Source organism: Salinibacterium sp. SWN167, from assembly GCF_015864665.1.
Lineage (GTDB): Bacteria > Actinomycetota > Actinomycetes > Actinomycetales > Microbacteriaceae > Rhodoglobus.
In genome coordinates, this window is the sequence record NZ_JADYWU010000002.1 from 119,671 (window position 1) to 143,337 (window position 23,667).

A 23,667-nucleotide genomic window follows, 5' to 3' on the forward strand; every position below is an offset into this window, starting at 1 on the left:
TCAGAAGCAGAACCCGGATGCCGCGATGCGCTCGGACGTTGCCGTCGGGCACCCGAAGCGGACTTTCAAGCGCTATTTCCGCGAAACCGGCTGGCGTCACCTCGTCGGGATCGCCATGTCGATCTTCGCCGCGTTCCCGCTGCTCTACGTGTTTAGTGCGTCGCTGAACCCCGGCGGCACCCTCGTGACCGCCAACTCGCTCTTCTCGAACTTCAGCTTTGAAAGCTACGTCGATCTCTTCAATCGACCGCAGCAGCCGTACGCTGCGTGGTTTGGCAACACTCTACTGATCGGCGGTATCTCGTCGCTCGGTACCGTCTTCCTCGGCGCCCTCGCGGCATATGCCTTTTCGCGTATGAGGTTCATCGGTCGCCGGGTGGGGCTGCTCACGCTGCTGCTCGTGCAGATGTTTCCGCAGTTGCTCGCTGTCGTCGCCATCTTCTTGTTGCTCTCGGGAATCTCCGAAATCTTCCCGGCGATCGGGCTCAACAGCCAGATCGGGCTCATCATGGTCTACCTCGGTGGCGCGCTCGGAGTGAATACCTACCTGATGTACGGGTTCTTCAACACGGTTCCGTCATCCATCGATGAAGCGGCGAAGATCGATGGTGCGGGTCATGCACGTATCTTCTTCACGATCATCCTGCGCCTCGTTGCCCCGATCTTGGCTGTCGTTGGCCTGCTGTCGTTCGTGGGCACGACGAGCGAGTTCGTGATCGCGAGCATCGTGCTCATCGACCCCGACAAGCAGACCCTCGCGGTGGGTCTCTACCAATTCGTCTCTCAAGAGTTCTCGCGCAACTGGAGCATCTTCGCGGCCGGCGCTGTGCTCGCCGCCATCCCCGTGATGACTCTGTTCTTGTTCCTGCAGAAATACATCGTCGGCGGGCTGACCGCAGGAAGCGTGAAGTAATGGATGCCCTTCTCCCGCACCACGATGGCTCGGCGTTGCACGTCTCCACGCAGACGCCCGCACTCGGCGACTCCGTCACTCTGCGCCTTCGGGTGCCGGTCGGCTACGGCCCGCTGAAGGCGGTGCGGGTGCGCGAGAATCCCGACCACGAACCACGCTGGACGGATGCTCGCCTCACCGGAACCGCGGCCGGCTGGGACTGGTGGCAGGCCGACATCGTGGTCGAAAACCCGCGGCATGGCTACCGCTGGTTGCTTGTGCACGAGGCGGCTGATCACACTGAGTCGAAGCCACGCCACAGCGCGTCGAGTGTTGCCGTTTCTGCGCACGGCAACGCCGGCCGCATCGAGTGGCTCAACCAGAGCGGTCTTCACCCGATAGAGACGCTCGACTCCGAAGACTTTGCGCTGCTCGCGACCCCGGCCGCCCCCGAGTGGTTGGCGGAGACGGTGATGTACCAGGTGTTTCCCGATCGCTTTGCCCGGTCATCCGCCGCCGACGCTCACGCCAAGCCTGAGTGGGCGATTGCCGCGCGCTGGGACGAGCCGGTTGACCCGGTGCTGCCCGGCCGCTCGAAGCAGTTCTATGGGGGAGACCTCGATGGCATCACCGAACACCTCGATCACCTGACCGCGCTCGGTGTGACAATGCTGTATCTCACGCCGATCTTTCCGGCCCGTTCGAACCATCGCTACGACGCGTCGAGTTTCGTGGATGTCGATGAGCTGCTGGGCGGGCGCGAAGCGCTGATCCGTCTGGTGGACAAGGCCCACGCTCGCGGCCTCAAAGTCATCGGAGACCTGACGACGAATCACTCCGGCGATGCGCACGAGTGGTTCCAAGCCGCGCTCGGAAAACCCGATGCGCCCGAGGGCGACTTCTACTACTTCACCAACGATGAGCACACCGAGTACGTGGGCTGGCTGGGCACGCCGAGCCTGCCGAAGTTCAACTGGAACTCGACCGAGCTGCGTCGGCGCTTCATCGAGGGCGACGATTCGGTGGTCGCGCACTGGTTGAAAGAGCCCTACAACTTCGACGGTTGGCGCGTGGATGTCGCGAACATGACCGGGCGCATGGGCGCGGAGGATCTCAACGAGGAGGTGCGGCAGATCATCCGTCGCACCATGGAAGACGTGAACCCGGACACGGTGCTGTTGGCGGAGTCGACGAACGATGCCGCGAGCGATCTGCAGGGTGATGCGTGGCACGGGGCGATGACGTACCCGTCGTTCACGAGGCCGGTGTGGGGCTGGCTTACCGAACCCGGTGACACCTCGCACGTCACCGCGGATGGCTCGATCGATCCGGAGGCGTGGTTCTTTGGGCAGCCCATTGGCGGCATTCCGAACTACAGCGCACGCGACTTTGCGGAGATGACGGTGCGGTTCACGGCCAGCGTTCCGTGGCGCATCCGGCTCGGCAACATGAATGCGCTCGACACTCACGACACCGCGCGGTTCCGCACGCACGCGCCCGCCGAGAACGTGCCGCTCGCTCTCGCACTCTCGGTAACGCTGCCGGGAGTGCCCGTCGTCTTCGCGGGCGACGAGTTCGGTCTCAGCGGCGACGATGGCGAAATGTCGCGCACGCCGATCCCGTGGGGAACCGAAACCGACGCTGCCGTTGCGCCGACGCTGGAGGTCTATCGCCAGCTGATCGCGCTGCGGCGCGAGCTGCCCACGCTCTCGCACGGCGGCCTGCGCTGGCTGCACGTTGCCGATGACGCGCTCGTCTTCGTACGCGAGGATGCCGCCGCCACCGTTCTGGTGGTTGTTGCGCGCTCGCCGCTGACCGTGACGCTGCCGGCCAACGCGTTCGGTGTCGAGCTAGCAGCGACGGACGGCTCTGCGAACGCGACTGCGTCCGACCATGCTTCACGCGGGGCGGATGTTGCGAGCCCGGCGTTCCTCTCCGGCAACGCGACTCTGGCATCCGCCGCCGCCGGGCTCACGCTCTCGGCGGCCGGTCGCACCTGCGCTATCTGGACTCTGCCCGGGGTCGCGCACCCCGCTGCGCGCTGAGGTGCGCAAGCACAGGCGTTGGGGCTAAGGCGCCGTAACGTCGATCAGTACTTTGCCGACGGCTCCGCTCTCGACGAGAGCGTGAGCATCCGCGGTCTGCTCCAGCGAAAAGCGGTGTAGCGGCAAGCCGGTCTCTTCGCCGATGCCGAGCGCACCATCCGCGAGAGCGATGTTGATGGTGTCGCCCGCGGCACGAATGGCATCGATGCCGACGGTGTAGAGCAACACGAATTGGTAGCGCACGTTGAGGGCAAAGTGGCGGCGCACATCAAGAGTTACGTGGTCTCCGCCGTTGTTGGCATAGACAGAGATCGAACCACGATTGCGGATGACCGCGAGATCAAGCTCTGCATTCTGGGCGGGCGCGACTTCAACAATCTGGTCGACGCCTTCGGGAGCAATCGTGCGAATCTGCTCAACGATGTCGGCGTCGGTATACGTGAGAACGTGGTGAGCGCCAGCGACGGTAGCGAGGGCCGCTTTCGCCGGTCCGCTCACGGTCGTGATGACGGTCGCGCCGGCCCAGCGAGCAAGCTGAATCGCGGCATGGCCGACGGCACCGGCTCCACCAGCAATGAGTACGGCCTTGCCGCTGAGAGCGGTCGGATGGAGTTCGTCGGGTCCGTCTTCGGCCACGGTCAGCGCGCGGTAGGCGGTGATCGCGGGAACCCCCATGCTGGCGCCCTGGTCAAAGCTCGCGCTCGCGGGCAGCGCGAAAACACGTTCGGCGGGCAGCACGGCCTGCTCTTGGCTCGAGCCGCTGTTCGAGCGCTGGTACGCCGCAAGGGCGAGCCACACGCGGTCGCCGACGCTGACATGCTGCACGTCAGAGCCGATCGCTTCAACGATGCCGGCACCGTCCTGGCCGGGTACAACCTCATCAAAAGGCAAGGCCTGACCGGATGCCGCACCGCGGCGTGACTTCCAGTCGGTCGGGTTCACCCCGCTCACGACAACGCGCACGCGCACTTCGCCGGGCCCGGGTTCAAGCACGGGCCGCTCAACCACCTGCAGTACGGAGGGGGCGCCGGTCTCGCGGTAAACAATTGCTTTCATACCAACTCCAACGTTGTCGTGAGGGGGAACAATTCCCGGCCGCCAGCAGTGGCGGCACTAAAAATCTAGTGCCCGGGGATCGCACTCCACGGTGCCCGCATGGTGCGCACGAAGGAGTACATCACGAGGGTGGGGTGGTGGTGTTCGAGGGCGTAGAAGATGCGTTCGCCGCTGAGGGTGACTCCGATGGTCTCCCACATTTTGGCTTCGGTGCCCTTCTCAAGTTGCAGCAGGTCGGCGTACTTGTCGTCGAGCAGAGCAACTCCGGCGGTCACGATCTCCCACGCAATTCCTTCGCCCCAGAGCTTCTTGGCCGACTCGTAAACCGGGTCGGTGGGGTCGATCGCGTCGTGTTCTCCGGCGGGCAGCGGGATCGTGTATTCGGCGACCATGGCGGCCTGATCGTCGGCGTACCAGCGCAGCACGATCTTCACCGCACGGTTGGTGCTGAGCGGTGACAGGAGGGGAGCAAGATCGGCGGGCAGCTCGATTGTTTCGGCCGTCAAGATTTCGACCGAGGGCGTGTAGCCCATGCGCGCGAGCACCTCGCCATAGGAGACGCTCGCCTCAAAGCGTGCGCTCAAGCGCAGAGCAACCGGGTCGACGACGGTGGCGGCTCCCTGACTGCGAATCACAATCCCCTGGCGCTCCAACTGCGCAAGCGCCACCCGAACCTGCGGGCGACTGCAGTCCAACCACTCGGCAAGCTTCAGCTCGCCGGGCAACAAAAAGTTGGAGTCGCGAGCAGCCTCACGCACATGGCGAAGCACGCCACTGAGAATTCGCTCGTCCTCGGTGAGCGATCCAGTAACGATGCGGCCTTCGGGGACCGTAATTTCCATGTGCGCTCCTATGCGGCGATCGACTCTCGGGCGGCCACAAAAGCCTCAACGCAGCGGCTGATGTCCTCGCTTGAGTGTCCAGCCGACAACTGTACGCGAATACGAGCTTTGCCCAACGGCACGACCGGGAACGAGAAGGCGATCACGTAGACGCCGAGCGCGAGCAGGGCATCCGCCATCGCTACTGCTTCGTGCTCGTCGCTGAACATGACCGGAATGATCGGATGCTCGCCCGGCAGTAGCGTGAACCCGGCCTCGGCCATTCCGGCGCGGAACTGTTCGGCGTTCGCCGTGAGCTTGGCCCGGCTCTCGGCCCCTTCGGCCACGAGGTTGAGCGCTTCGATCGAGCCGGCAACTACCGAGGGTGCAACGGCGTTCGAAAACAGGTACGGGCGAGCGCGCTGGCGCAGCAACTCCACGATCTCGGAGTGGGCACTGATGTAGCCCCCGGATGCTCCGCCCAGGGCCTTGCCGAGCGTGCCCGAGATGATGTCGACGCGGTCGGAGACGCCACAGTGCTCGGGCGTTCCGGCTCCGGTCTCGCCGACGAAGCCGACAGCGTGCGAGTCATCGACCATGACCATCGCGTCGTACTGCTCGGCGAGGTCACAGATCGCTTCGAGCGGGGCGAGGTAGCCGTCCATCGAGAAGACACCGTCGGTGACGATGAGGCGGCGGCGAGCATCCTTCGCGGCAATCAACTGGGCTTCGAGGTCGGCCATGTCGCGGTTCTTGTAGCGGTAGCGCGCAGCCTTCGAGAGGCGGATGCCGTCAATGATCGAGGCATGGTTCAGCTCATCCGAAATCACGGCATCCTCGGCGCCCAGCAGCACCTCAAAGATGCCGCCGTTCGCGTCGTAGCACGAGGGGAACAGGATGGTCGCCTCCATGCTCAGCAGCGCCGAAAGCCGGTTTTCGAGCTCAACGTGCTGGGTCTGGGTGCCGCAGATGAAGCGCACGCTCGCCATGCCGAAGCCCCACTCGTCGAGGGCGTTCTTGGCGGCGGCGACGAGGCGCGGGTGGTTGGCCAAGCCGAGGTAGTTGTTGGCGCAGAAGTTGAGCACGGGCTTGCCGCCCGCTTCCACGTGGGCCGATTGCGCGGTCTCGAGCTGGCGCTCGGTCTTGTAGAGACCGGCCGAGCGGATCTCATCGAGGGTCGTGGTGAGTTGGTCGCGAACTGTTCCGTACATGCGGTGCTCCTGAAAGTTGTGGGGTGGCGGGCCGGGATGGCTTCAGCGGCGTGGTCGACTACGACCAGTCGATGATGACCTTGCCGCTCTTGCCGCGGCGGGCGGTCGCGAAGGCTTCTTCCCACTGTTCGGCGGGGAAGCGGTCGGTGACAACGGCAGAGACATCCAAACCGGTGTGCACCATGGCGTTCATGGCGTACCAGGTCTCGAACATTTCGCGGCCGTAGATGCCCTTGATGGTGATCATGTGGGTCACGACGGTGGCCCAGTCGATGCCAATGGGCTCGGCGGGCAGGCCGAGCATCGCGATGCGGCCGCCCTGATTCATGTTGCCGATCATCTCGGGAAGCGCTGTGGGGTGACCGCTCATTTCGAGCCCGATGTCGAAGCCCTCTTTCATGCCGAGCTGTTCTTGAGCTTCGGCAATGCGCGTTGTCGAGACGTTGATCGCGAGATCGACGCCCATGTCGCGCGCGAGCTGCAGACGCTCTTCGTTCACGTCGGTCATCACGATGTGGCGAGCGCCGATGTGGCGAGCGACCTTCGCCGCCATGAGACCGATCGGCCCGGCGCCAGTGATCAACACGTCTTCGCCGACCATGGGGAACGACAGTGCGGTGTGCACAGCATTACCGAGCGGATCGAAGATGGCGGCGAGCTCGGGGTCGATGTCGAGCGGATGCGCCCAGACGTTCTGTTCGGGAATCACGACGAACTCGGCGAAAGCGCCATCGCGGTTTACACCAATGCTTGAAGTGAATTTGCAGAGGTGGCGGCGGCCGGCGCGACAGTTGCGGCAGTGCCCGCAGACGACGTGGCCTTCGCCGGAAACGAGGGCGCCGACCTCGACCGACGTCACTCCTTCGCCCAGCTCAACAACGTGACCCGAGAACTCGTGGCCGGGAATCAGGGGAGCCTTGATGGCACCGGCGGCCCACGCATCCCACGACTCAATATGCAGGTCAGTGCCGCAAATTCCGGTGCGAGCGACCCTAATTTTCACCTCGCCACGCTGGGGGGTGGGCTCGGGGCGTTCGGCCAATATGAGGCCTGGTCCGGCCTTGTCCTTGTAGAGGGCTTTCATCGTTGATTCCTCTCAGGCGGCGCGACAGGGCGCGTGGTGTGCGCTTGTGGCGCACCTCATTCGACGTGTCCGCTGCTGTGTTTCAGAGTACTGTCACTTGTTTACAAGTGCCACTCTTCTGCTAGCGTCATACAAATCATAAGTTGAAGGAGCCATTCGTGACCGAAATATCCCAGCGCATCGAGGGAATATCGCTATGGGATGGCACGGCCGCGCACGGCATCGGCTCCATCAGCTGGACAGGTGACCGGATCGACGCGGTAGAAACCGTGAACGATGCCAACGCCACCGACTCGGATGCCGCAACCACGGCATCCGAATACAGCGTGATTCCCGGCCTTATCGACACTCACGTTCACCTCGGCGGCTACGCCGGACCGGACAAAGTCGACTGGGTTTCGTGGCCACTGCTTACTCCGTGGGAAGAGCAGGTCTTCCATATCGCGGCGAACGCCCATCAGGCTGCTCGCAACGGAGTCACCACCCTGCGCGATCTTTCCGGTGATGGTCGCCAGCTCGCCGTCAAGCGCGCCTTCGATCGGGGCATTCAGCAGGGCCCGCGCATTCTCGTGCACGGCCCCGTCGGCATGACCGCGGGCCACGGCGATCTCTTTATCCCGCCGCATTACCCGCACCGCACGCCCACCGCCGATAGTCCAGACGAGTGCCGCAAGCTCGTACGCGAATACGCTCGCGCCGGTGTCGACGGCATCAAGATCTTCACCAGCGGGGGAGTGCTCTCCACCGGTGACAAGGTCGGCTGGCGTAACCAGACCACCGCCGAAATCGAGACCACCCTCGACGAAGCCCACGCTCTCGGCCTCAAGGTCGCTGCGCACAGCCACTCCACCGAGGGCAACCAGATTGCCTTGGATGCCGGAGTCGACTCCCTCGAACACGGCACCGGCATCACCGAAGAGCAGTGGCCAGCACTGCTCGAGCGCAACATCTCGGTGGCGCCCACGCTCATGATCAACGACGTGATCGCCGAAGCCCGCATCCCGGTCTCGGCGGAAGCGCAAGAAAAGGCGCAAGCCGTTGTGATCGAGCGCAACACCAACTTCACCGCAGCGGGTCGCGCCGGAGTGCGCTTCGTGCTCGGCACCGATGCCAATGGCATCTTCGTAAAATTCGGCGATCAGATGGAAGAAGTACGTCTGATGGCCGAGATGTTCGGCTGGAGCGCAGAACGTGCGCTGCAGTCCGCGACCTCGGATGCGGCCGATGCAATCGGTCTGGCCGCCAAGGTGGGAACCCTCGCGACCGGAATGGGCGCCGACTTTGTCGTGCTCAAGGGCCGTCCGTGGGAAGACATCACTCAGCTTCGTACCGAAAACATCGTCGCGGTTGTCTCGCGCGGTGTCGTCGTGTTCGGGGAACTCCCGCAGTAATGCGGGGCAGCATCACCGCATAACACGCAGCAGTAGAACCCTCCAGCAGCACCAGCTCCACTCGCAGCATCCGCATCACATTCCGCAGTACCACCGCAACGCTCACCACGTTGCGTCTTCAGCACTGAAAGGACCGAGTATGAACTCCCCGAAAAACCGAGTACTTCGCTGGGGCATTGCGCCCATCGGAGCACTTGCCGCACTGGGCCTGTTGGCCTCTTGCGCGGCAGGGCCAGCCGCTTCGCCCAAGACGGATATCACGATGGCAGTCACGGGTGACCCCGTGTGCCTCGACCCTCAGCAGGTCACCCTCACCACCGCGCTCAACATTGGCCGCCAGGTTGTTGACTCGCTCATTGATCAGGATGCCGAAACCGGCGAACTGGTGCCGTGGCTCGCAGAGAGCTGGGAAACCAACGATGACCTCACCGAGTTCACTTTCGAACTGCGTGATGACGTCACCTTCAGCGATGAGACTGCGCTGACCGCAGACACCGTGGTCAAGAACCTCGACGCTCTCTTTGAGATGGGTTCCACCGCATCTCTCGCCTCGCAGTACCTCGCCGGTTACGAAGGCAGCACCGCTGTCGACGAGAACACGGTGACCGTGAACTTCGAGTCGTCGAACGCTCAGTTCTTGCAGGGTGCCAGCACCATCACGCTCGGCCTCGTCTCTGACGCCACCACCGAGCTCAGCCCCGAAGACCGCTGCCAGACTGTCGTCGGCACTGGTCCCTTCACGATCGACTCCTACGTGGCTAACGACTCCGTCGTGATCGCCAAGCGTGTCGGTTACGACTGGGCATCCGAACTTCGCGGCCACAGCGGTGAAGCACTCGTTGACACCGTCACGTTCCCGATCACGCCGGAGGCAGGCGTGCGCACCGGTGGACTCCAGACCGGCGAATTCGACATCATCCAGGACCTTCCTGCCGTAGATGAGGCCCGCTTCGACACCGCGGACTACAACATCTACGCTCGCGGAAACCCCGGAATGCCCACGAGCCTCGTGCCCAACACCACGCGTCCCGTCGTCAGCGACGAGATCGTGCGTAAGGCAATGCTGCTCGCTACCGACCGTGCAGAAATCACCGCCCTCACCGGTTCGTCGCAGTCGCAGCCCGCTTCGAGCGCGCTCAGCTCCGCCACTCCTGGCTACAGCAGCCAGGAAGACGCCATGGCCTACGACCTCGATGCAGCCACTGAGTTGCTCGATGACAACGGTTGGGTAGTCGGCTCTGACGGCATCCGCGAGAAGGACGGCCAGCGTCTCACCATGAGCGTTACCGCCTTCTACGGCCAGGATGTTCTGGAGGCAACTCAGATTCAGCTCGCTAAGGCTGGCATCGACCTGCAGCTCAACATCGTGACCGCCGGAGACTTCTTCGGAGCCATCGCGACCGGCGACTACGACTTCTTGAGCGCCAGCCTCACGCGCACTGACCCCGACGTTTTGCGGGTCACATTCTCGAAGGATGCCGTCTCGAAGTGGGCCATCATCGACGACGCTGAACTGGAATCACTGCTCAACGAGCAGGCCAGCACGGCAGACACCACCGAACGCACGGCACTCATCGCCGAAATTCAGGAGATGATTATTGACCGTGCGTACCTGATCCCGCTTCTCGAAGTTGCTCAGGTGCACGCCTCAACCGCCAACGTTTCTGGTTTGACCTTCGACTCGTCGTCGCGACTGATCATGTACGACGTCAGCGTCTCGGAATAACTCTCCCTAGGTGATGTGACCAGCATGAAAAAGCGTCAGTCGTGACACAGGTGAAAGCCTGGGCAGGCTACTTGCTGCCCAAACTCGGACAGTTCCTGTTCGTTGTCGTGGCTACCTACACGCTCGTTTTCGTGCTGGTCCATTTCCTGCCCGGTGACCCGTTGATCGCCGCCCTTGCAGCAAAGGGTGGCGCATCAACGGTCATCGATCCGGCTGAACTCGATGCCCTGCGCGTGCAGTACGGCCTCGACGGAACACTCTGGCAGCAGTACTTTGGCCACCTCATTGCGGCAGCCCAAGGTGACCTCGGAATCTCCATCGCTACCGGTGTTCCCGTGACCGAGATGATCGGCCGGGCCTTCCCGTTCAGCGTGCAGATCGCCTCACTCGCTCTGCTCTTCGGCGTCACCTCCGCCGTTCTCATCACTTTCCTGGCCTACGCCGCACCGTGGCCGTGGCTACGCCAACTGCTGCTGCAGATTCCGCCATTCGGGATCGCGGTGCCCGCCTTCCTGAGCGGCCTGCTGTTGATCAGCGTCTTCGCCTTCACTCTCGGCTGGCTGCCCTCGGCCGGCGCTCGCAGCTTCGACGCGGCCATCCTGCCCGCGATCACGCTCGCCCTGCCCGTCGGTGCCCTCTTCTTTCAGGTCTTCTCTTCTGCCGTGCTCGAAGCCCAGAACAGTCCCTATGTCTTTACCGCCGTGGCCAAGGGTGTGCCGCCGCGCCGCATCTTCACGAAGCACCTGCTGCGCAACGCCCTGCTGCCCTCCATCACCATCCTCGGCTTGCTCATCGGGTACTTGGCGGGCGGAACCGCTGTCGTTGAGACCGTCTTTTCGCGGGATGGAATCGGCCGCATGACCGTCAATGCCGTGCTTGCTCGCGACATCAACGTCATCCAGGGCGTCGTGCTGGTGGTCGGCGCGATCTATGCGCTCGTCAACCTGCTCGTGGATGTTGCCTACGGCTTCATCGACCCGCGCACGCGCATCGGTGGCGGCGTTCCTTCGCGTGCTCGACTGGGGGCGAAGAAGTGACGAATCTGCGCAAGCCCGGCTTCGTTCTCGGGCTCATCATTATCGCGGTGGCGATCGTGGCCTCTCTGGCTCCCCAGTTGCTCGCGACCCACGATCCCTTCGAGTCGGTCGCGACAGACCGGCTGCTGCCACCGAGCGCTCAGTACCTTTTCGGCACAGACAACCTGGGCCGCGACCTCTACTCTCGCGTTATCTACGGAGCCGCCCTCTCGCTGCTCTCGGCATCCCTCGCCGTCGTCGTCGGCGTTGTTGTGGGTGCCGTCGTGGGGCTGATCTCGGGCTTCGTTGGCGGCCGCACCGACTTCATCATCATGCGCTTCGTGGATGTGCTGATCGCCGTTCCCGGAGTTCTTCTCGCTCTGATCGTCGTCGCCAGCCTCGGCTTCGGACCCTTGTCTCTCGCCCTTGGTGTCGGGCTCGGGGCTGCCGGCAGCTTCGCGCGCGTCATGCGCTCGCAAGTGATCCGCATCCGCAGCGAAGAGTACGTCGAAGCGGCCCGCACGCTGGGCGTTCGGGCGCCCGCGATTCTGGTGCAGCACGTCCTGCCCAACGCGGCCCGCCCCGTGATCGCGATGGCGGCGCTCGAGCTGGGCACGGCCATCCTCTCGGTCTCGGCCCTCACCTTCTTGGGCTTCGGCGCTCCGCCGCCCGCTCCCGAGTGGGGTGCGCTCGTCTCCGCCGGCCGCGACTATGTGGCCACCAATCCCGGCCTCAGCATCATCCCGGGTGCCGTAATTCTTGTGGTCGTGCTCGCCGTGAACCGGGTAGCACGAGCGATCGGAGGCGACGAATGATCGAGCATGGTTCTGGTGCGAAAGCAGAGTCCGGTGCGAAGGCTGCGGCAGCCGCCAGCGACGCGGCCGACGACAACATCCTCGTCGTGCGTAACCTCCACGTCTCCTACGCGACCCGCTCGGGGTCCGTGGCGGCGGTGCGCGGCATTAGCTTCGTCGTGCCGCGCGGCAAGATCGTCGCGATCGTCGGCGAATCGGGCTCGGGAAAAAGCACGACCTCGCAGGCGCTGATTCGGCGACTGGCATCCGGTGGCCGCATCGACAGCGGCTCGATCGAGTTTGAAGGGCGCGACCTCGGCCCGATGTCGGAGCGCGAACTGCGCTCTATCCGCGGCGGTCGCATCGGCTTCGTGCCGCAAGACCCCAGCAAGTCACTCAACCCGCTCATGCGCGTTGGCGACCAGATCGCCGAAGCCCTGCGCCTGCACCTCAAGCTCGACAAGGCTGCCGCCGCTGCCGAAGCCGTGCGGATTCTCGACGAGGTCGGACTGCCCGATCCGGATGCTCGCGCCACCCAGTTTCCGCACGAACTGTCGGGCGGCATGCGCCAGCGCGTGCTCATCGGAATCGCGTGGGCCTGCAACCCGCAACTCGTCATCGCGGACGAGCCGACGAGCGCCCTCGACGTGACCGTGCAACGCCACGTTCTCGACAACATCGACGAACTCGTGCGCCGCCACAACACCTCCGTCGTTCTCGTTACCCACGACCTTGCTGTCGCCGCCGACCGTGCTGACTACGTCGCCGTGATGAGCAATGGCGAAATTGTCGAGCAGGGTACGACCGAACAGGTGCTGTCGGCGCCCACCCACGAGTACACGAAGAAACTCGTGCAGTCCGCTCCGGGGTTGGCGAGCAGACGCCTCACCCCGTCAGTGACGGCTCTCGGCGAGCAACAGCAATCGAGCGCGGGAAAGCTATTCACCCGCACCCGCCCGGCGCAGCCTGCGGGTGTGGCCACGGCATCCGGAGTAGCAACCGTCGCTGCCAACAGCGGGGCGGATGCCGCGCCCGCCGCTAACATTCTTGAGGTCGAGAACCTGGTCAAGACCTTCGCTCTCCGCCGCCAAGGTGGAGGCTCGCAAGTGTTGCGCGCCGTGGATGATGTCTCGTTCGTGGTGCCTCGCGGCTCGACCTTCTCGATCGTGGGGGAGTCGGGATCGGGTAAGACAACAACCGCCCGCATCGCAGCTCGCATCGCCTCGGCCGATTCGGGCACCGTGAGCTTTGACGGCACCGATGTCACTTCGCTCTCGGGCGAAGCGCTGCGTCAACTGCGTCGCCGCGTGCAGGTCGTCTACCAAAACCCGTTCGGTTCTCTCGACCCCAAAATGTCGATCGAGAAGATCATCGCCGAGCCGCTGCGCGCGTTTGGCGTGGGCGACCGGGCGCACCGTGCCGAGGTAGCGCGTGAGCTCCTCGAGCACGTGAGCCTCAGCCCGAGCCTCGCGCAGCGTCGCCCGACCGAGCTCTCCGGTGGTCAACGCCAGCGCGTCGCCATCGCGCGTTCGCTTGCGATCGGCCCCGAGTTGATCGTGCTCGATGAACCCGTATCTGCTCTGGATGTCTCAGTGCAGGAACAAATTTTGCAACTGTTGGTCGACCTGCAGGTGCAGTTCGGGCTCAGCTACCTCTTCATCTCCCACGACCTTGGCGTGATCCGTCAGATCTCTGACCACATTGCGGTGATGCGTTCGGGCACGGTTCTTGAGTCGGGCACTGCGCGCGAGGTGCTCTCGAATCCGCAGCACGAATATACGCGCGAACTGCTTGCAGCGATCCCGGGGCAGCGCGCGAAATAGTGCGTTCTCTATCCGTCGGTGAGATACCGGCAGTAATGGCCAATGAAGCATGACCCGCTAGTGGTGGTGCACGTGCTCTTCGTCGATGTTGCTTTCGGGTTCGATCTGGAATGTTGAGTGTTCGATGCTGAGTTCAAAGTGTTCGGCGACGCACTTTTGCAGGGCGGGCAGCATCTCGGCGGCATGACCGTCACGGAAGCAGGCGTCGCCGACGATGACGTGAGCGGTGAGCACGGGCAGGTCAGACGAGATGCGCGTGATGTGCAGATCGTGCACCGCGGTGACATGATCCATCGCCAGAATGTGGGCGCGCACTGCTTCGGGGTCGATACCCTTGGGCGTCGATTCCAGCAGCACCCCGAGGCTTGCCTTGAGCAGGATGATGGTGCGGGGCACGATCAAAATGGCGATCAGAATACCGACCACGGCATCCGCTTGGTACCAGCCGAAGAGGGCAATCACGATTGCGCTGACGATGACGCCCACGGAGCCGAGGGCATCGTTGACGACTTCGAGAAACGCCGCCTTCATGTTGAGGTTGGAGTTGCGGCCGCTGGTGAGCACCATCATCGCAGCGAGGTTAGCGACGAGGCCAATGATGCCGAAAATCAGCAAGCCGGTCGGTTGAATCTCGGGTGGGTCGAAGAGACGGCGAATACCTTCGACGAGTGCGTAAATTCCGACCGCAAACAGCAGCGTTGATTGCGCCATCGCGCTCAGCACTTCGGTGCGCTTGAGGCCCCAGGAGTGTTTGCTGGTGGCGGGGCGTTGCATGAGGCCGGCGGCGAGCAGCGCCATGAGGAGCCCCGCTGAGTCGGTGAGCATATGGGCGGTATCGACGAGCAGCGCGAGGCTGCCCGTGACGATGGCGCCGATGGCCTGGGCGATAACAACGCCGACGGTAATGATGAAGGCGATGAGGAGCCGAGTGCGGTTGTTGGTGCCAGCGGCGTGGTCGTGCCCGGCGCCCATTAGCGGGGCCCGTCTGTGCCGGTGCCGGTGCTGGTGCCGCCGGCGGTGACAGGGTTGGTGCTCTTGGCATCACCGAGGGGTGTGGATGGCGCGTGGTGGCTGTGGCGCACAGTGTCGTCAACCGCGTGCTCGGCTTGATAGACAGCGACGCGGATGAGTTCGAGGGCGTGGTCGTTGCTGAGGCGGTAGTAGACACGGGCGCCTTCGTGGCGCGTTGTCACGACTCGGCTCATGCGCAGTTTCGCGAGGTGTTGAGAGACTGTGGCCTGTGGTTTAGAAACGCGTTCGCCAATTTCTCCCACGGCGAGTTCTCCTTCGCGGAGGGCGAGCACGATGCGAAACCGGGTGGCATCCGCGAGCAGGGAGAAAATTTCAACGGCGACCGACACGTAGTCGTCGGCGGGATCGGCCCACTCGGAGATATCTGCGCTCATGCGAATATGATTACATGCGCAGATTCTAATATCAAGCGTTGGGCTTAGATCGTGGGCTTTCGTGCAGCTTGGGCGGCCTGCAACTGCCTCTGATGACGGGCTTTCGCGTCGTCGAGGGTGGCGCAGGTGCCGAGCGGCCGGGCGCGGTGGTCGGTGACAAAGAACTCACCAGCGGAGCTCCGCTCGATCATGCCGGCAAACTCACCGGCGGTGTTGCCGACCCAGAGTCCGGCTTGGATAGTCGTCCAGGCTACGGTGGGGCGCATGCGGTCGGCTGTTCCTTCAGTCGGTCGTGGCGTGGTAATCGTCATAGTTTTTTACTCCTTCGAGTTCACACTATTGAGGACCTCAGACACTGCTGGGAAACATCCCGCAACTCCGCGGGAATTCTCTCCCTTTGAGTTAACCCCTGTGGGGGCTGTCTGTCGAGGCTTCATTAGAGCATTTTCGATGTTTGTAACATCCGGTGCTCAGTCGCGCACTGGCAGCGCCTCTTCGGGAGAGTTGTCGCGCGCTTTTCGGCGGCCAATCGCAAACCAAGCAATCGCTCCGAGGCCGGTCGCGATCACCGTAATCGCGACCCACAGAGCTAGTTCGGTGCCGACAAGCATGTGGCGATGGCGCGAGATGGACACGAGTGCCGTAACGACAAGCACGAGTGCTGCCAAGTTGACGAGAAGCACAAACACGAACATCGAGGAGAACAGGATGTCGAACCCCTGAGGCATCAGAGGATTCACGACATCGCTGGATACTGCAAAAATGCTCATGTTCCTAGAGTAGTGGCAGCAAGAATCAGAACATAGCCCTCGAAAGGGCGTCGACCCGTTGCGTCACACGCAAAAGTATTGCGACCTGCCTTCTGGGTGAGCGCGTTCCTATCCCGCACAGCCGCCGGGAGATATCATCGACTGGCCTCCCACATTTCTCGTTACCGAAAGCTGCCATGACCCCGACCGACTCCATCCTGCGCGGCTACTTGAGTGACAACGCTGCAGGCGCTTCGCCCCAGATTTTGGATGCCGTCGTTGCGGCATCCGCTGGCCCGGCGGCCCCGTATGGCAATGATGCGCTCACCGCCCAGATGCGCACCAAGATGGCGGCAGCGTTCGAGCGCGAACTCGAAGTTTTTGCGGTCGGCACCGGATCGGCAGCGAACGGAATCGGGCTCGCATCGCTAACGCGCCCCTGGGGCAGCATCCTCGCGCACGCCGACAGCCACATCCAGAATGACGAAGCCGGTGCGCCGGAGTTCTTCACCGACGGCTCCAAGATCGTGTTGCTCGGCGGCGAGCACTCCAAGATTGATCCCGACGAGTTGCGGGTAGCCGTGAAGGCTGGTCGCGGCGATGTGCACAGCGTGCAGGCATCCGTGCTCAGTATCACCCAGGTCACCGAGACCGGCAGTGTGTACACGATTGGTGAACTGCGCGAACTCACGTCGATCGCCCGCGAGGCTGGCCTGCGTATCCACATGGATGGTGCTCGCTTCGCCAATGCTCTTGTCGCGCTCGACGTGAGCCCTGCCGAAATGACGTGGAAACTCGGCGTCGACATGCTCTCGTTTGGGGCCACCAAGAATGGTGCCCTCACTGCGGATGCCATCGTCTGCTTCGATCCGAGCCTCGCCACAGAGCTGTCGTTCCGCCACAAGCGCGGCGGCCAGCTCACCTCCAAGATGCGTTTTCAGGCCGCACAACTCGACGCGTACCTCACCGACAACCTCTGGCTCGATAACGCCCGCCAAGCCAATGCCATGGCGGCGCGCCTGCGAGCGGGAATCGCGGATGTTGCGGGCGTGACGGTCACCAGCGAGCCGGGGAGCAACATCCTCTTCGCTGTCTTCTCCGACGAACTTTCTGGTGCGCTCCACGATCGCGGCTTCGGTTTCTACACCAACCGCTGGGGGCCCGGTGTCGTGCGCATTGTGGTGTCGTTCGCGCATCAACCGGCCGACATCGATGCGTTCGTGGCCGCTATTCGCGAGCTCGCGTAACGCACGACGCTTGCGTAGTGCCCAACGCTGGCACGGGCCGCACAGCTGTTAAACAGAACGGCCCGATTCGCACTCGCCACGAGGGCGAAGTGTTCATCGGGCCATTCTGGTGAAGCCGGTCAGCGCGGTTTAGTCCGCGCTGGATCGATCTGTGTGTTCCTGTGAGGTGTCGGGTGCGTCGTCGGTTGTCGCGACCTCACCGGTCGTCTCGACAGCACCATCCGTCTCAACATCCGTCTCAGCTTCAGCTTCAGCATCAGCATCACTCTCGGCAACGCCAGCGGGAGGTGCCATGCCAATTGTGGTGCGGAGCACTGAGCCGCGAGCTACGGCGATGGCGATCACTGCGGTGGCGGTGACGAACGCGGCGATCATGAAGATGGAACCGAACGCATCCGCGTAGGCGTGGTGGAATGCCGTCTGGATGACGTCGGGCAGGCCAGTGATATCGAGGCTGGTTTCGCCGGAACCATTCGAGAGCGCGCTGGGGTCGACGCCGATCTCGGCAAGGTCATCCTTGATGTTGCTGGTCACGCGATTCGCGAGCACAGCACCCAGGATGGTCACGCCAACAGCGCCACCGAGCGAGCGGAAGAACGCAATTGCAGCGGATGCTGATCCCACGTCCTTGACGTCCACGGTGTTCTGCACGGCGAGCACCACGTTCTGCACGAGGGCGCCGATGCCGACACCCATGAGGGCCATGTAGATCGCGACAGCCCAATACGGGGTGTCGTGGGTGATGGTGCCGAGGCCGCTGAGGCCAGCGAGCATCAGGATGCTGCCGACGAGCATGACGGGCTTCCAGCGACCGATGCGGCTGACGATGATTCCACCGATGGTGGCGGACAGCAGTTGGGCGATGATCATCGGAATGGTCATCAGTCCCGCTTGGGTCGGGGTCGCGCCGGTACCGAGCTGGAAGTACTGGGTGAGGAACACCCCGGAGCCAAACATGCCGACACCGATGCCGACGCTGGCGATGATCATCCAGATTGTTGTCGAATTTCCGAGGAGACGCAGGGGAATCATGGGGGCGGGAGCGCGTAGCTCGACGACGACAGCGAAGAAGCCGACGATGAGGAAGGCGGCGAGAAAGACGCCCGACTGCCACGAAATCCAGTCGTAGTCGCTTCCGGCGAAAGTCACCCAGAGCATCGGCAGTGCTGCCGTGATGGAGACGAGAACGGCTCCGAGGTAGTCAAGCTGAGTCTTAGCGTGCGGGTTGGTGGGCAGGTGAAGCTTCAGTTGCAGCACAATGAGCGCGATGATCGCCAGCGGCAGGCTGACGAAAAAGCACCAGCGCCATCCGAGGGAGTCGGTGATGATGCCACCGAGCAGCGGCCCGGAGACGGTGGCGACTGCCATGACCGCACCCATGTAGCCGGCGTAGCGTCCACGCTCACGCGGGGCGATGATCGATCCCATGATCGATTGCACGAGGGCGGTGAGGCCACCCATGGCGATTCCTTGGAGCGCGCGGGCGATCATCAGAACGCCGATGGAGCCAGCGAATCCGGCGGCGATGGAGCCGACGAGGAAGAAGACGATGGAGAGCTGGGTCAGCATCTTCTTGTTGTAGAGGTCAGAGAGCTTGCCCCAGATCGGGGTGGTGATGGTCATTGTCAGCAGGCTGGCGGTGATCACCCAGGTGTACTGGCGCTGAGTTCCGTCAAGCTCGGCGATGATCGTCGGCAACGCGGTTGACACGATCGTGGTGGAGATCATGGCGGTGAAGAGGGCGGCAAGGAGGCCGGTCATCACTTGCAAGATTTCGCGGTGGGTATACGTAGCTGGTGCGCCGGAGGCGTCGGGCGATTGCGTTGTGGTGCGCGCAGTTGCTGTCATTCGTTGTTCTCTTTTTCGTCTTTAGTGGTGAGGGCGTCAGTTGATTGGGGTGGTGTCGGGCGCAGCGCTGGTTTCAGCGTCGGCCGAAGCTTCGGAGGGCTGAAGTACGTCAGCCAGTCGTTCGTTGAGCACGCTGAGCAGGCGGATGGCGCGCTCGGCTTCTTCGGGAGACCAGTCGTCAAGGGCGGTAGCAAACTTGCGGATGATGTGGCTGTCGCCTTCGGCCACTGCCGCGCGCCCGTGGTCGGTGATAGAGATGAGGATGGCGCGCGCATCGCTCGGGTCGGGGCGGCGTTCGACGAGCTCTTCGGCCTCGAGGGCTTCAACAGCGCGGGAGGCGACGGGCGCCGAGACGATGAGCTGGTTGGCGAGCTCACCGAGGCGAGCATCAGAGTCGATCAGGCACCGCAAAAATCCGTACTTCGTGCCCGCGAGGCTGCGCTCGCGACTTCGTTGACCAGCCTTGCGAAAGGTGCGGCTGATCGTGACCATTCCCGTGAGCAGGCCTGCGGCATCCGTCTCGTCAATCATGGCTCATCTCCTTAAGTACTTAGCGAGAGTAACTATATTACTTACCTTAAGCAACTAAATTCCGCTGGTGCGCAGAATTGACTGTTTTCTCTGCGGAGATGGTGCGCCGCTAGGCAGGGGAGTAGCGTCAAAGAATGGTTGAATCAGCGAGCATCCCGACCGAAGTTGCGGCAGCGTTCGACGACTGGGAAGAGCCAACTCGCGACGCCCTGCTCGAACTGCGCGAACTGATTCTGGACACCGCCGCCGAAACGCACGGCACTGGCGCAATCACAGAAACGCTGAAATGGGGCCAGCCCGCCTATCTGACGAGCGAAACACACAGCGGAACCACGGTGCGAATGGCCCCGGCCGGCGCAAAGTCGAAGCACGATTACGCCATGTACTTCATCTGCAGCACGAGCATGATCAGCGACATCCGGGCCCAATTCGGAGACACATTCACCTATGACGGAAAGCGCGCGCTGGTGTTCAACGTCGGCGATGAGATTCCCACTAATGAACTGCGCGAGTGTGTGCGGATGGCGCTGACCTACCACCAGAGCGAAAATGCGCATCGCTAGAGACGCTCGACCGGTTCGTCTGGCGAGCTCTCACAGCCTTCTTGTCTTTCTTCTCGATTACCATCGAACTCAGGACTGAGCAGGGGCGGTGAAAGTGATGCAGCAAACCATTGGCGGGCTCCAGGCACTCCGTTTCGCGCTCGTGCTCCTTGTCGCTACAGTCGCGGTCGTCTCGCTCATCGCGATGCACTCAGCAGTCGTGAACGCGACCGCAACCCAGAGCGTTGTTTCCGCCGTGAATGAACCCAGCGTGGTTGCGCACGCCGTCGTGCACACAGACGTTGCACCGCACGACTCCAACGCTCCGGCCGTTGACGTGTGTCCGTGCCCCGGCGGGTCGGATGCTGAGTCCGGCATGGTTGAGTGCACGCCTCTTGCCGCGCCGGGTGGCACCATCGCTGTTGCTCAACTCTGGACAGAGTGCGCTGTGCTCACGCCGCTCTCGCCCCGAACTGCGCAACATGCGCTAGTGACTGCACAGCCTACGGCGCCATCACTTCACGTTCTCTCTATTAGTCGCACCTGATCGGCTCGATGTCGGCTTTGCCGAGATCTCACGGCACCCTTCGTGGTGCCCCGATGTAAGTACGAAGAATATGAAGGAACACAGTGAACAACAGAATCAAGAAGACCCTTGCCTTGACTGCGGGCGCCGCGGTGACCGTTATTGGTTTGGCGGCGTGCGCGCCATCATCGCCTATCGAGAGTGCGGCCTCGGCCCCGTCAGCGTTGAGCGTTTTTGAGCACGTGCATGGTTTGGGCATCGACTCCAGCGAGAACCTCTTGGTGGCGAGCCATTCGGGCATCTATCGGGTGGATGCCACCGGAGCGCTGAGCGGCCCGTTGGGCGGTGAACCGTTTGACGCGATGGGGTTTGCGTCGGCGGGCGATCAGTATTTCGTTTCAGGGCATCCCAGTGCTGACTCGTCTACATTCAGAGGCCCGAATCTGGGGCTACTTTCCAGCGCGGATTCCGGAGAGTCATGGACGAGCCTGTCGCTCGCAGGCACAACCGATTTTCACACGCTGACGGTAAACCAGAATGATCCGAAGCGGGTATATGGGCTCTCCTCTGATCGCGCGCCGCTGCTTGCCAGTGAAGACGGTGGGGTCACGTGGAGCGAGGGCGCGAGCATCCAGGCGTATGCGTTGGTTGCTGACCCGAACACCCCGGACCGCGTCTTCGCGACGACTCCTGACGGCATGCTGGTGAGCGATGATGCGGGGCAGTCGTTTAGCGCGCTCGAAGACGCTCCGCTTCTCTACTTGCTCGCGGCGGTCCCTAGCGTTTCGGGTGCACTCGTTGGTGTGGATGTTGAGGGCGCTGTGTGGGTGCGACCGTCTGAGGATGCTCCTTGGTCTGATCGCGGCACGGTGGAGGGCACGGCGTATGCCATTGCGCTCGGCGACAGCGGTGAACGCATCGCATTGATCGATGAGCGTGGGCTTGTGGAGTCGTTCGATGGCGGTGAGTCCTGGACGGTGCTTGTCGCCGGGTAGCGGCTGCGGGGAGGGGCCTCGCCGAGTCGTGCTATTGACAGTAGCTTATTGGCTAACTAAATTAGCCAGATGACGGACATCGGATCATCGCAGCCGCCCACCCAGTACCTCACGGTGACAGGGGGGCGAATCGCATTCGACGATCGCGGCAATGGCCCCCTTCTGCTGCTGGTTCCCGGCATGGGTGACCTTCGTTCCGCCTATCGCTTCCTCAGTCCGGGGCTTGCCGCTGCCGGGTATCGGGTAGTCACGACCGACCTTCGCGGGCACGGGGAGAGCGATGCCGGGTTCCGCTCGTATGGTGATGACGAGACAGCATCCGACATCACGGCGTTGCTTCGCCATCTGGATGAACCGGCCGTAGTCGTAGGCAACTCGATGGGCGCGGGCGCTGCGGTCATTGTTGCGGCGGAGGCCCCCGACCGTGTTGCAGGTCTCGTTCTGGTGGGGCCTTTCGTGCGGCAGCCGGCATCCGCGACCCCGGCGTCGAAACTCCTCTTGCGCATCCTGATGGCACGGCCGTGGGCTGCCGGTGTGTGGAAGTCGTATCTTCCGAAGCTGTACGCCGGTGCCAAGCCGAGTGACTTCAGCGAGTATCGAAATGCGGTGGTGGCGGCTATCAAGCGCCCCGGGTATGCGCGCTCCTTCAGCCTGACAACGCGCGCTGACCACGAGCACGCGAGCGAAAGTTTGGCATCGATTAGCTGCCCTACGCTCGTGGTCATGGGCGAAAAAGATCCTGATTTTCCCAATCCGCGGGAGGAAGCCGACTGGATCAGCAACACCCTCGGAGGCACGACCGCGATGATCGCGGATGCCGGCCACTACCCGCAGTCACAGCAACCCGAGCAGACAGCGGCCGCAATCATCGACTTCATGAGCGCGGCAAAGCGCAATGCCTAGGGCTGGGCTCAGCACCGCGACCGTCATCGAGCGGGCGGCAGACCTGCTCGACGCGCACGGCGCCGAGAGTCTGAACCTAGCCGATGTCGCCGCCAGTTTTGATGTGAGAATCCCGTCACTCTACAAACATGTCGACGGCGTGCGCGGACTACAGCGCGGCATCATGCTTCGCGCCAAGAGCGACCTAGCTGAAACGATCAGTCACGCGGCGGTGGGGCGCTCGCGGGAGGATGCCATCCGTAGGATCTCTGCTGCCTACCGTGACTGGGCGGTGCAGCATCCGGGACAGTACCCGCTGACCGTGCGGGCGCCAGCGCCGGATGATGCCGACGACGTTGCCGTGTCTGCTTCGCTCGTCGACGTTATCTTCACCGTGCTCGGCGGCTATGACCTGCGCGATGATGACGCCGTCGATGCAACCCGTTTTCTGCGCTCTGCGCTGCACGGCTTTGTGTCGCTCGAAACGAGTGGCGCATTCGAGTTGCCCGTCGACCGCGAACGCAGCTTCGCGAAACTCGTCGACAGCGTGGTGACAGCGCTCGCCGCGTGGGCGCACGCCTAGTTCAGAAAAGCTACTGCCCATAGTCAACGACAAGATTGTCGTTGACGCGGGACCACGTCGCATCGATCTCTCCATGAAAGTTATCGGGAAGCACGAGCGCATGAATTGTGAGGCCAGTAGTTTCTAAATCGATCCGGACACCACTATTCAGAAACTCCTCTGGAGAAATGCAGCTGACCAAAGATGCACCTTCTCGGTCAGGGAGGTCAGGAACCGCGCCATAGGCGCACCACGAATTGTCCGCGGTAACGGCGGCGAACACGCTCAACTCTCTGAACTCGCCCACGAAAGCCATGTCGTCCGGCCAGCGGCTATCCGGAGAAGGACTCGAGTCGCGTTGATCCCCAGAGGAACCGTCGAGTAACGCAAGGCGCGGGTGCTCGGCGCCACTGCACGAGCTCAGAGCCATAGCGATTGCGGCCAACATCGTGGCTGCGATGAGGTGCTTCAGCGGAGACATATCGTTAGTGTCGCAATATCTTGTGTGCATAACAAGGAT

24 protein-coding genes are annotated in these 23,667 nt (G+C 62.9%); 13 read left to right on the plus strand and 11 right to left on the minus strand.

What is annotated here, in order from left to right; translation table 11 throughout:
* Window positions 1-25 precede the first annotated feature (25 nt).
* Window positions 26-913 carry a sugar ABC transporter permease gene (locus tag I6E60_RS10500; RefSeq protein WP_231601568.1) on the plus strand — a complete coding sequence of 296 codons (888 nt, stop codon included), beginning with the start codon at window positions 26-28 and terminating at the stop codon, window positions 911-913.
* Window positions 913-2,937 carry a glycoside hydrolase family 13 protein gene (locus tag I6E60_RS10505; RefSeq protein WP_197180236.1) on the plus strand — a complete coding sequence of 675 codons (2,025 nt, stop codon included), beginning with the start codon at window positions 913-915 and terminating at the stop codon, window positions 2,935-2,937. The genes I6E60_RS10500 and I6E60_RS10505 overlap by 1 nt, the downstream gene beginning before the upstream one ends.
* Before the next feature lie 24 nt (window positions 2,938-2,961).
* On the opposite strand, the gene I6E60_RS10510 is transcribed toward I6E60_RS10505, so the two are convergent.
* The 4 genes from I6E60_RS10510 to tdh all read right to left on the minus strand — a co-directional run bounded on the left by I6E60_RS10510 (window position 2,962) and on the right by tdh (window position 7,109).
* A complete protein-coding gene (locus tag I6E60_RS10510) occupies window positions 2,962-3,993 on the minus strand; it encodes an NADPH:quinone reductase (protein ID WP_197180238.1) in 1,032 nt (343 codons plus the stop codon).
* Window positions 3,994-4,058: 65 nt separating this feature from the next.
* Window positions 4,059-4,835 (minus strand): GntR family transcriptional regulator, encoded by a 777-nt coding sequence (locus I6E60_RS10515; RefSeq protein WP_197180240.1) that lies wholly within the window; start codon window positions 4,833-4,835, stop codon window positions 4,059-4,061.
* 8 nt (window positions 4,836-4,843) lie between these two features.
* The gene (locus tag I6E60_RS10520) at window positions 4,844-6,025 is read right to left on the minus strand and encodes a glycine C-acetyltransferase (RefSeq protein WP_197180242.1); all 1,182 of its coding nucleotides are present in this window, start codon (window positions 6,023-6,025) and stop codon (window positions 4,844-4,846) included.
* A gap of 58 nt (window positions 6,026-6,083) precedes the next feature.
* Window positions 6,084-7,109 carry an L-threonine 3-dehydrogenase gene (gene tdh / locus I6E60_RS10525; protein ID WP_197180244.1) on the minus strand — a complete coding sequence of 342 codons (1,026 nt, stop codon included), beginning with the start codon at window positions 7,107-7,109 and terminating at the stop codon, window positions 6,084-6,086.
* A gap of 158 nt (window positions 7,110-7,267) precedes the next feature.
* Between tdh and I6E60_RS10530 the strand changes: the two genes are divergently transcribed.
* The 5 genes from I6E60_RS10530 to I6E60_RS10550 all read left to right on the plus strand — a co-directional run bounded on the left by I6E60_RS10530 (window position 7,268) and on the right by I6E60_RS10550 (window position 13,859).
* Window positions 7,268-8,500: an amidohydrolase family protein gene (locus I6E60_RS10530; protein ID WP_197180246.1), complete on the plus strand. Its 1,233-nt coding sequence runs from the start codon at window positions 7,268-7,270 to the stop codon at window positions 8,498-8,500.
* Window positions 8,501-8,639: 139 nt separating this feature from the next.
* Window positions 8,640-10,226 carry an ABC transporter substrate-binding protein gene (locus I6E60_RS10535; protein WP_197180248.1) on the plus strand — a complete coding sequence of 529 codons (1,587 nt, stop codon included), beginning with the start codon at window positions 8,640-8,642 and terminating at the stop codon, window positions 10,224-10,226.
* Between the two features lie 41 nt (window positions 10,227-10,267).
* A complete protein-coding gene (locus I6E60_RS10540; RefSeq protein WP_010205490.1) occupies window positions 10,268-11,263 on the plus strand; it encodes an ABC transporter permease in 996 nt (331 codons plus the stop codon).
* Entirely contained in the window at window positions 11,260-12,057 is a 798-nt protein-coding gene (locus I6E60_RS10545) for an ABC transporter permease (RefSeq protein ID WP_197126136.1), read from the plus strand. Before I6E60_RS10540 ends, I6E60_RS10545 begins: the two co-directional genes overlap by 4 nt.
* Window positions 12,054-13,859 (plus strand): ABC transporter ATP-binding protein, encoded by a 1,806-nt coding sequence (locus tag I6E60_RS10550; protein WP_197180250.1) that lies wholly within the window; start codon window positions 12,054-12,056, stop codon window positions 13,857-13,859. Before I6E60_RS10545 ends, I6E60_RS10550 begins: the two co-directional genes overlap by 4 nt.
* Window positions 13,860-13,916: 57 nt before the next feature.
* Here I6E60_RS10550 and I6E60_RS10555 read toward each other — a convergent pair whose 3' ends face one another.
* From I6E60_RS10555 to I6E60_RS10570, 4 genes are all read right to left on the minus strand, one after another.
* A complete protein-coding gene (locus I6E60_RS10555; protein WP_197126132.1) occupies window positions 13,917-14,831 on the minus strand; it encodes a cation diffusion facilitator family transporter in 915 nt (304 codons plus the stop codon).
* Complete coding sequence (locus I6E60_RS10560) at window positions 14,831-15,265, minus strand: metalloregulator ArsR/SmtB family transcription factor (RefSeq protein ID WP_197180252.1); 435 nt, start codon at window positions 15,263-15,265, stop codon at window positions 14,831-14,833. The genes I6E60_RS10555 and I6E60_RS10560 overlap by 1 nt, the downstream gene beginning before the upstream one ends.
* A gap of 44 nt (window positions 15,266-15,309) precedes the next feature.
* Window positions 15,310-15,576 (minus strand): hypothetical protein, encoded by a 267-nt coding sequence (locus I6E60_RS10565; RefSeq protein ID WP_197126128.1) that lies wholly within the window; start codon window positions 15,574-15,576, stop codon window positions 15,310-15,312.
* Between the two features lie 159 nt (window positions 15,577-15,735).
* Entirely contained in the window at window positions 15,736-16,035 is a 300-nt protein-coding gene (locus tag I6E60_RS10570; protein ID WP_197180254.1) for a hypothetical protein, read from the minus strand.
* 176 nt (window positions 16,036-16,211) lie between these two features.
* Here I6E60_RS10570 and I6E60_RS10575 point away from each other — a divergent pair, with 176 nt between their 5' ends.
* The gene (locus I6E60_RS10575) at window positions 16,212-17,261 is read left to right on the plus strand and encodes a low specificity L-threonine aldolase (RefSeq protein ID WP_197180255.1); all 1,050 of its coding nucleotides are present in this window, start codon (window positions 16,212-16,214) and stop codon (window positions 17,259-17,261) included.
* Between the two features lie 129 nt (window positions 17,262-17,390).
* Here I6E60_RS10575 and I6E60_RS10580 read toward each other — a convergent pair whose 3' ends face one another.
* Complete coding sequence (locus I6E60_RS10580; RefSeq protein WP_197180257.1) at window positions 17,391-19,109, minus strand: MDR family MFS transporter; 1,719 nt, start codon at window positions 19,107-19,109, stop codon at window positions 17,391-17,393.
* 36 nt (window positions 19,110-19,145) lie between these two features.
* A complete protein-coding gene (locus I6E60_RS10585) occupies window positions 19,146-19,640 on the minus strand; it encodes a MarR family winged helix-turn-helix transcriptional regulator (RefSeq protein WP_197126120.1) in 495 nt (164 codons plus the stop codon).
* A 134-nt stretch (window positions 19,641-19,774) separates the two neighbouring features.
* Between I6E60_RS10585 and I6E60_RS10590 the strand changes: the two genes are divergently transcribed.
* The 5 genes from I6E60_RS10590 to I6E60_RS10610 all read left to right on the plus strand — a co-directional run bounded on the left by I6E60_RS10590 (window position 19,775) and on the right by I6E60_RS10610 (window position 23,168).
* The gene (locus tag I6E60_RS10590; RefSeq protein ID WP_197180259.1) at window positions 19,775-20,203 is read left to right on the plus strand and encodes a DUF1801 domain-containing protein; all 429 of its coding nucleotides are present in this window, start codon (window positions 19,775-19,777) and stop codon (window positions 20,201-20,203) included.
* Between the two features lie 94 nt (window positions 20,204-20,297).
* Window positions 20,298-20,729 (plus strand): hypothetical protein, encoded by a 432-nt coding sequence (locus I6E60_RS10595; protein WP_197180262.1) that lies wholly within the window; start codon window positions 20,298-20,300, stop codon window positions 20,727-20,729.
* Between the two features lie 83 nt (window positions 20,730-20,812).
* Window positions 20,813-21,703, plus strand: a complete 891-nt coding sequence (locus tag I6E60_RS10600) for a F510_1955 family glycosylhydrolase (protein WP_307841819.1) — start codon at window positions 20,813-20,815, stop codon at window positions 21,701-21,703.
* A 69-nt stretch (window positions 21,704-21,772) separates the two neighbouring features.
* Window positions 21,773-22,606 carry an alpha/beta fold hydrolase gene (locus I6E60_RS10605; protein ID WP_197180263.1) on the plus strand — a complete coding sequence of 278 codons (834 nt, stop codon included), beginning with the start codon at window positions 21,773-21,775 and terminating at the stop codon, window positions 22,604-22,606.
* Window positions 22,599-23,168, plus strand: coding sequence for a TetR/AcrR family transcriptional regulator (locus I6E60_RS10610; protein WP_197180265.1), 570 nt, complete (start codon window positions 22,599-22,601; stop codon window positions 23,166-23,168). The genes I6E60_RS10605 and I6E60_RS10610 overlap by 8 nt, the downstream gene beginning before the upstream one ends.
* Before the next feature lie 10 nt (window positions 23,169-23,178).
* Here the strand turns inward: I6E60_RS10610 and I6E60_RS10615 are convergent, their stop codons facing one another.
* Window positions 23,179-23,628 carry a hypothetical protein gene (locus tag I6E60_RS10615; RefSeq protein WP_197180267.1) on the minus strand — a complete coding sequence of 150 codons (450 nt, stop codon included), beginning with the start codon at window positions 23,626-23,628 and terminating at the stop codon, window positions 23,179-23,181.
* Window positions 23,629-23,667: the final 39 nt, after the last annotated feature.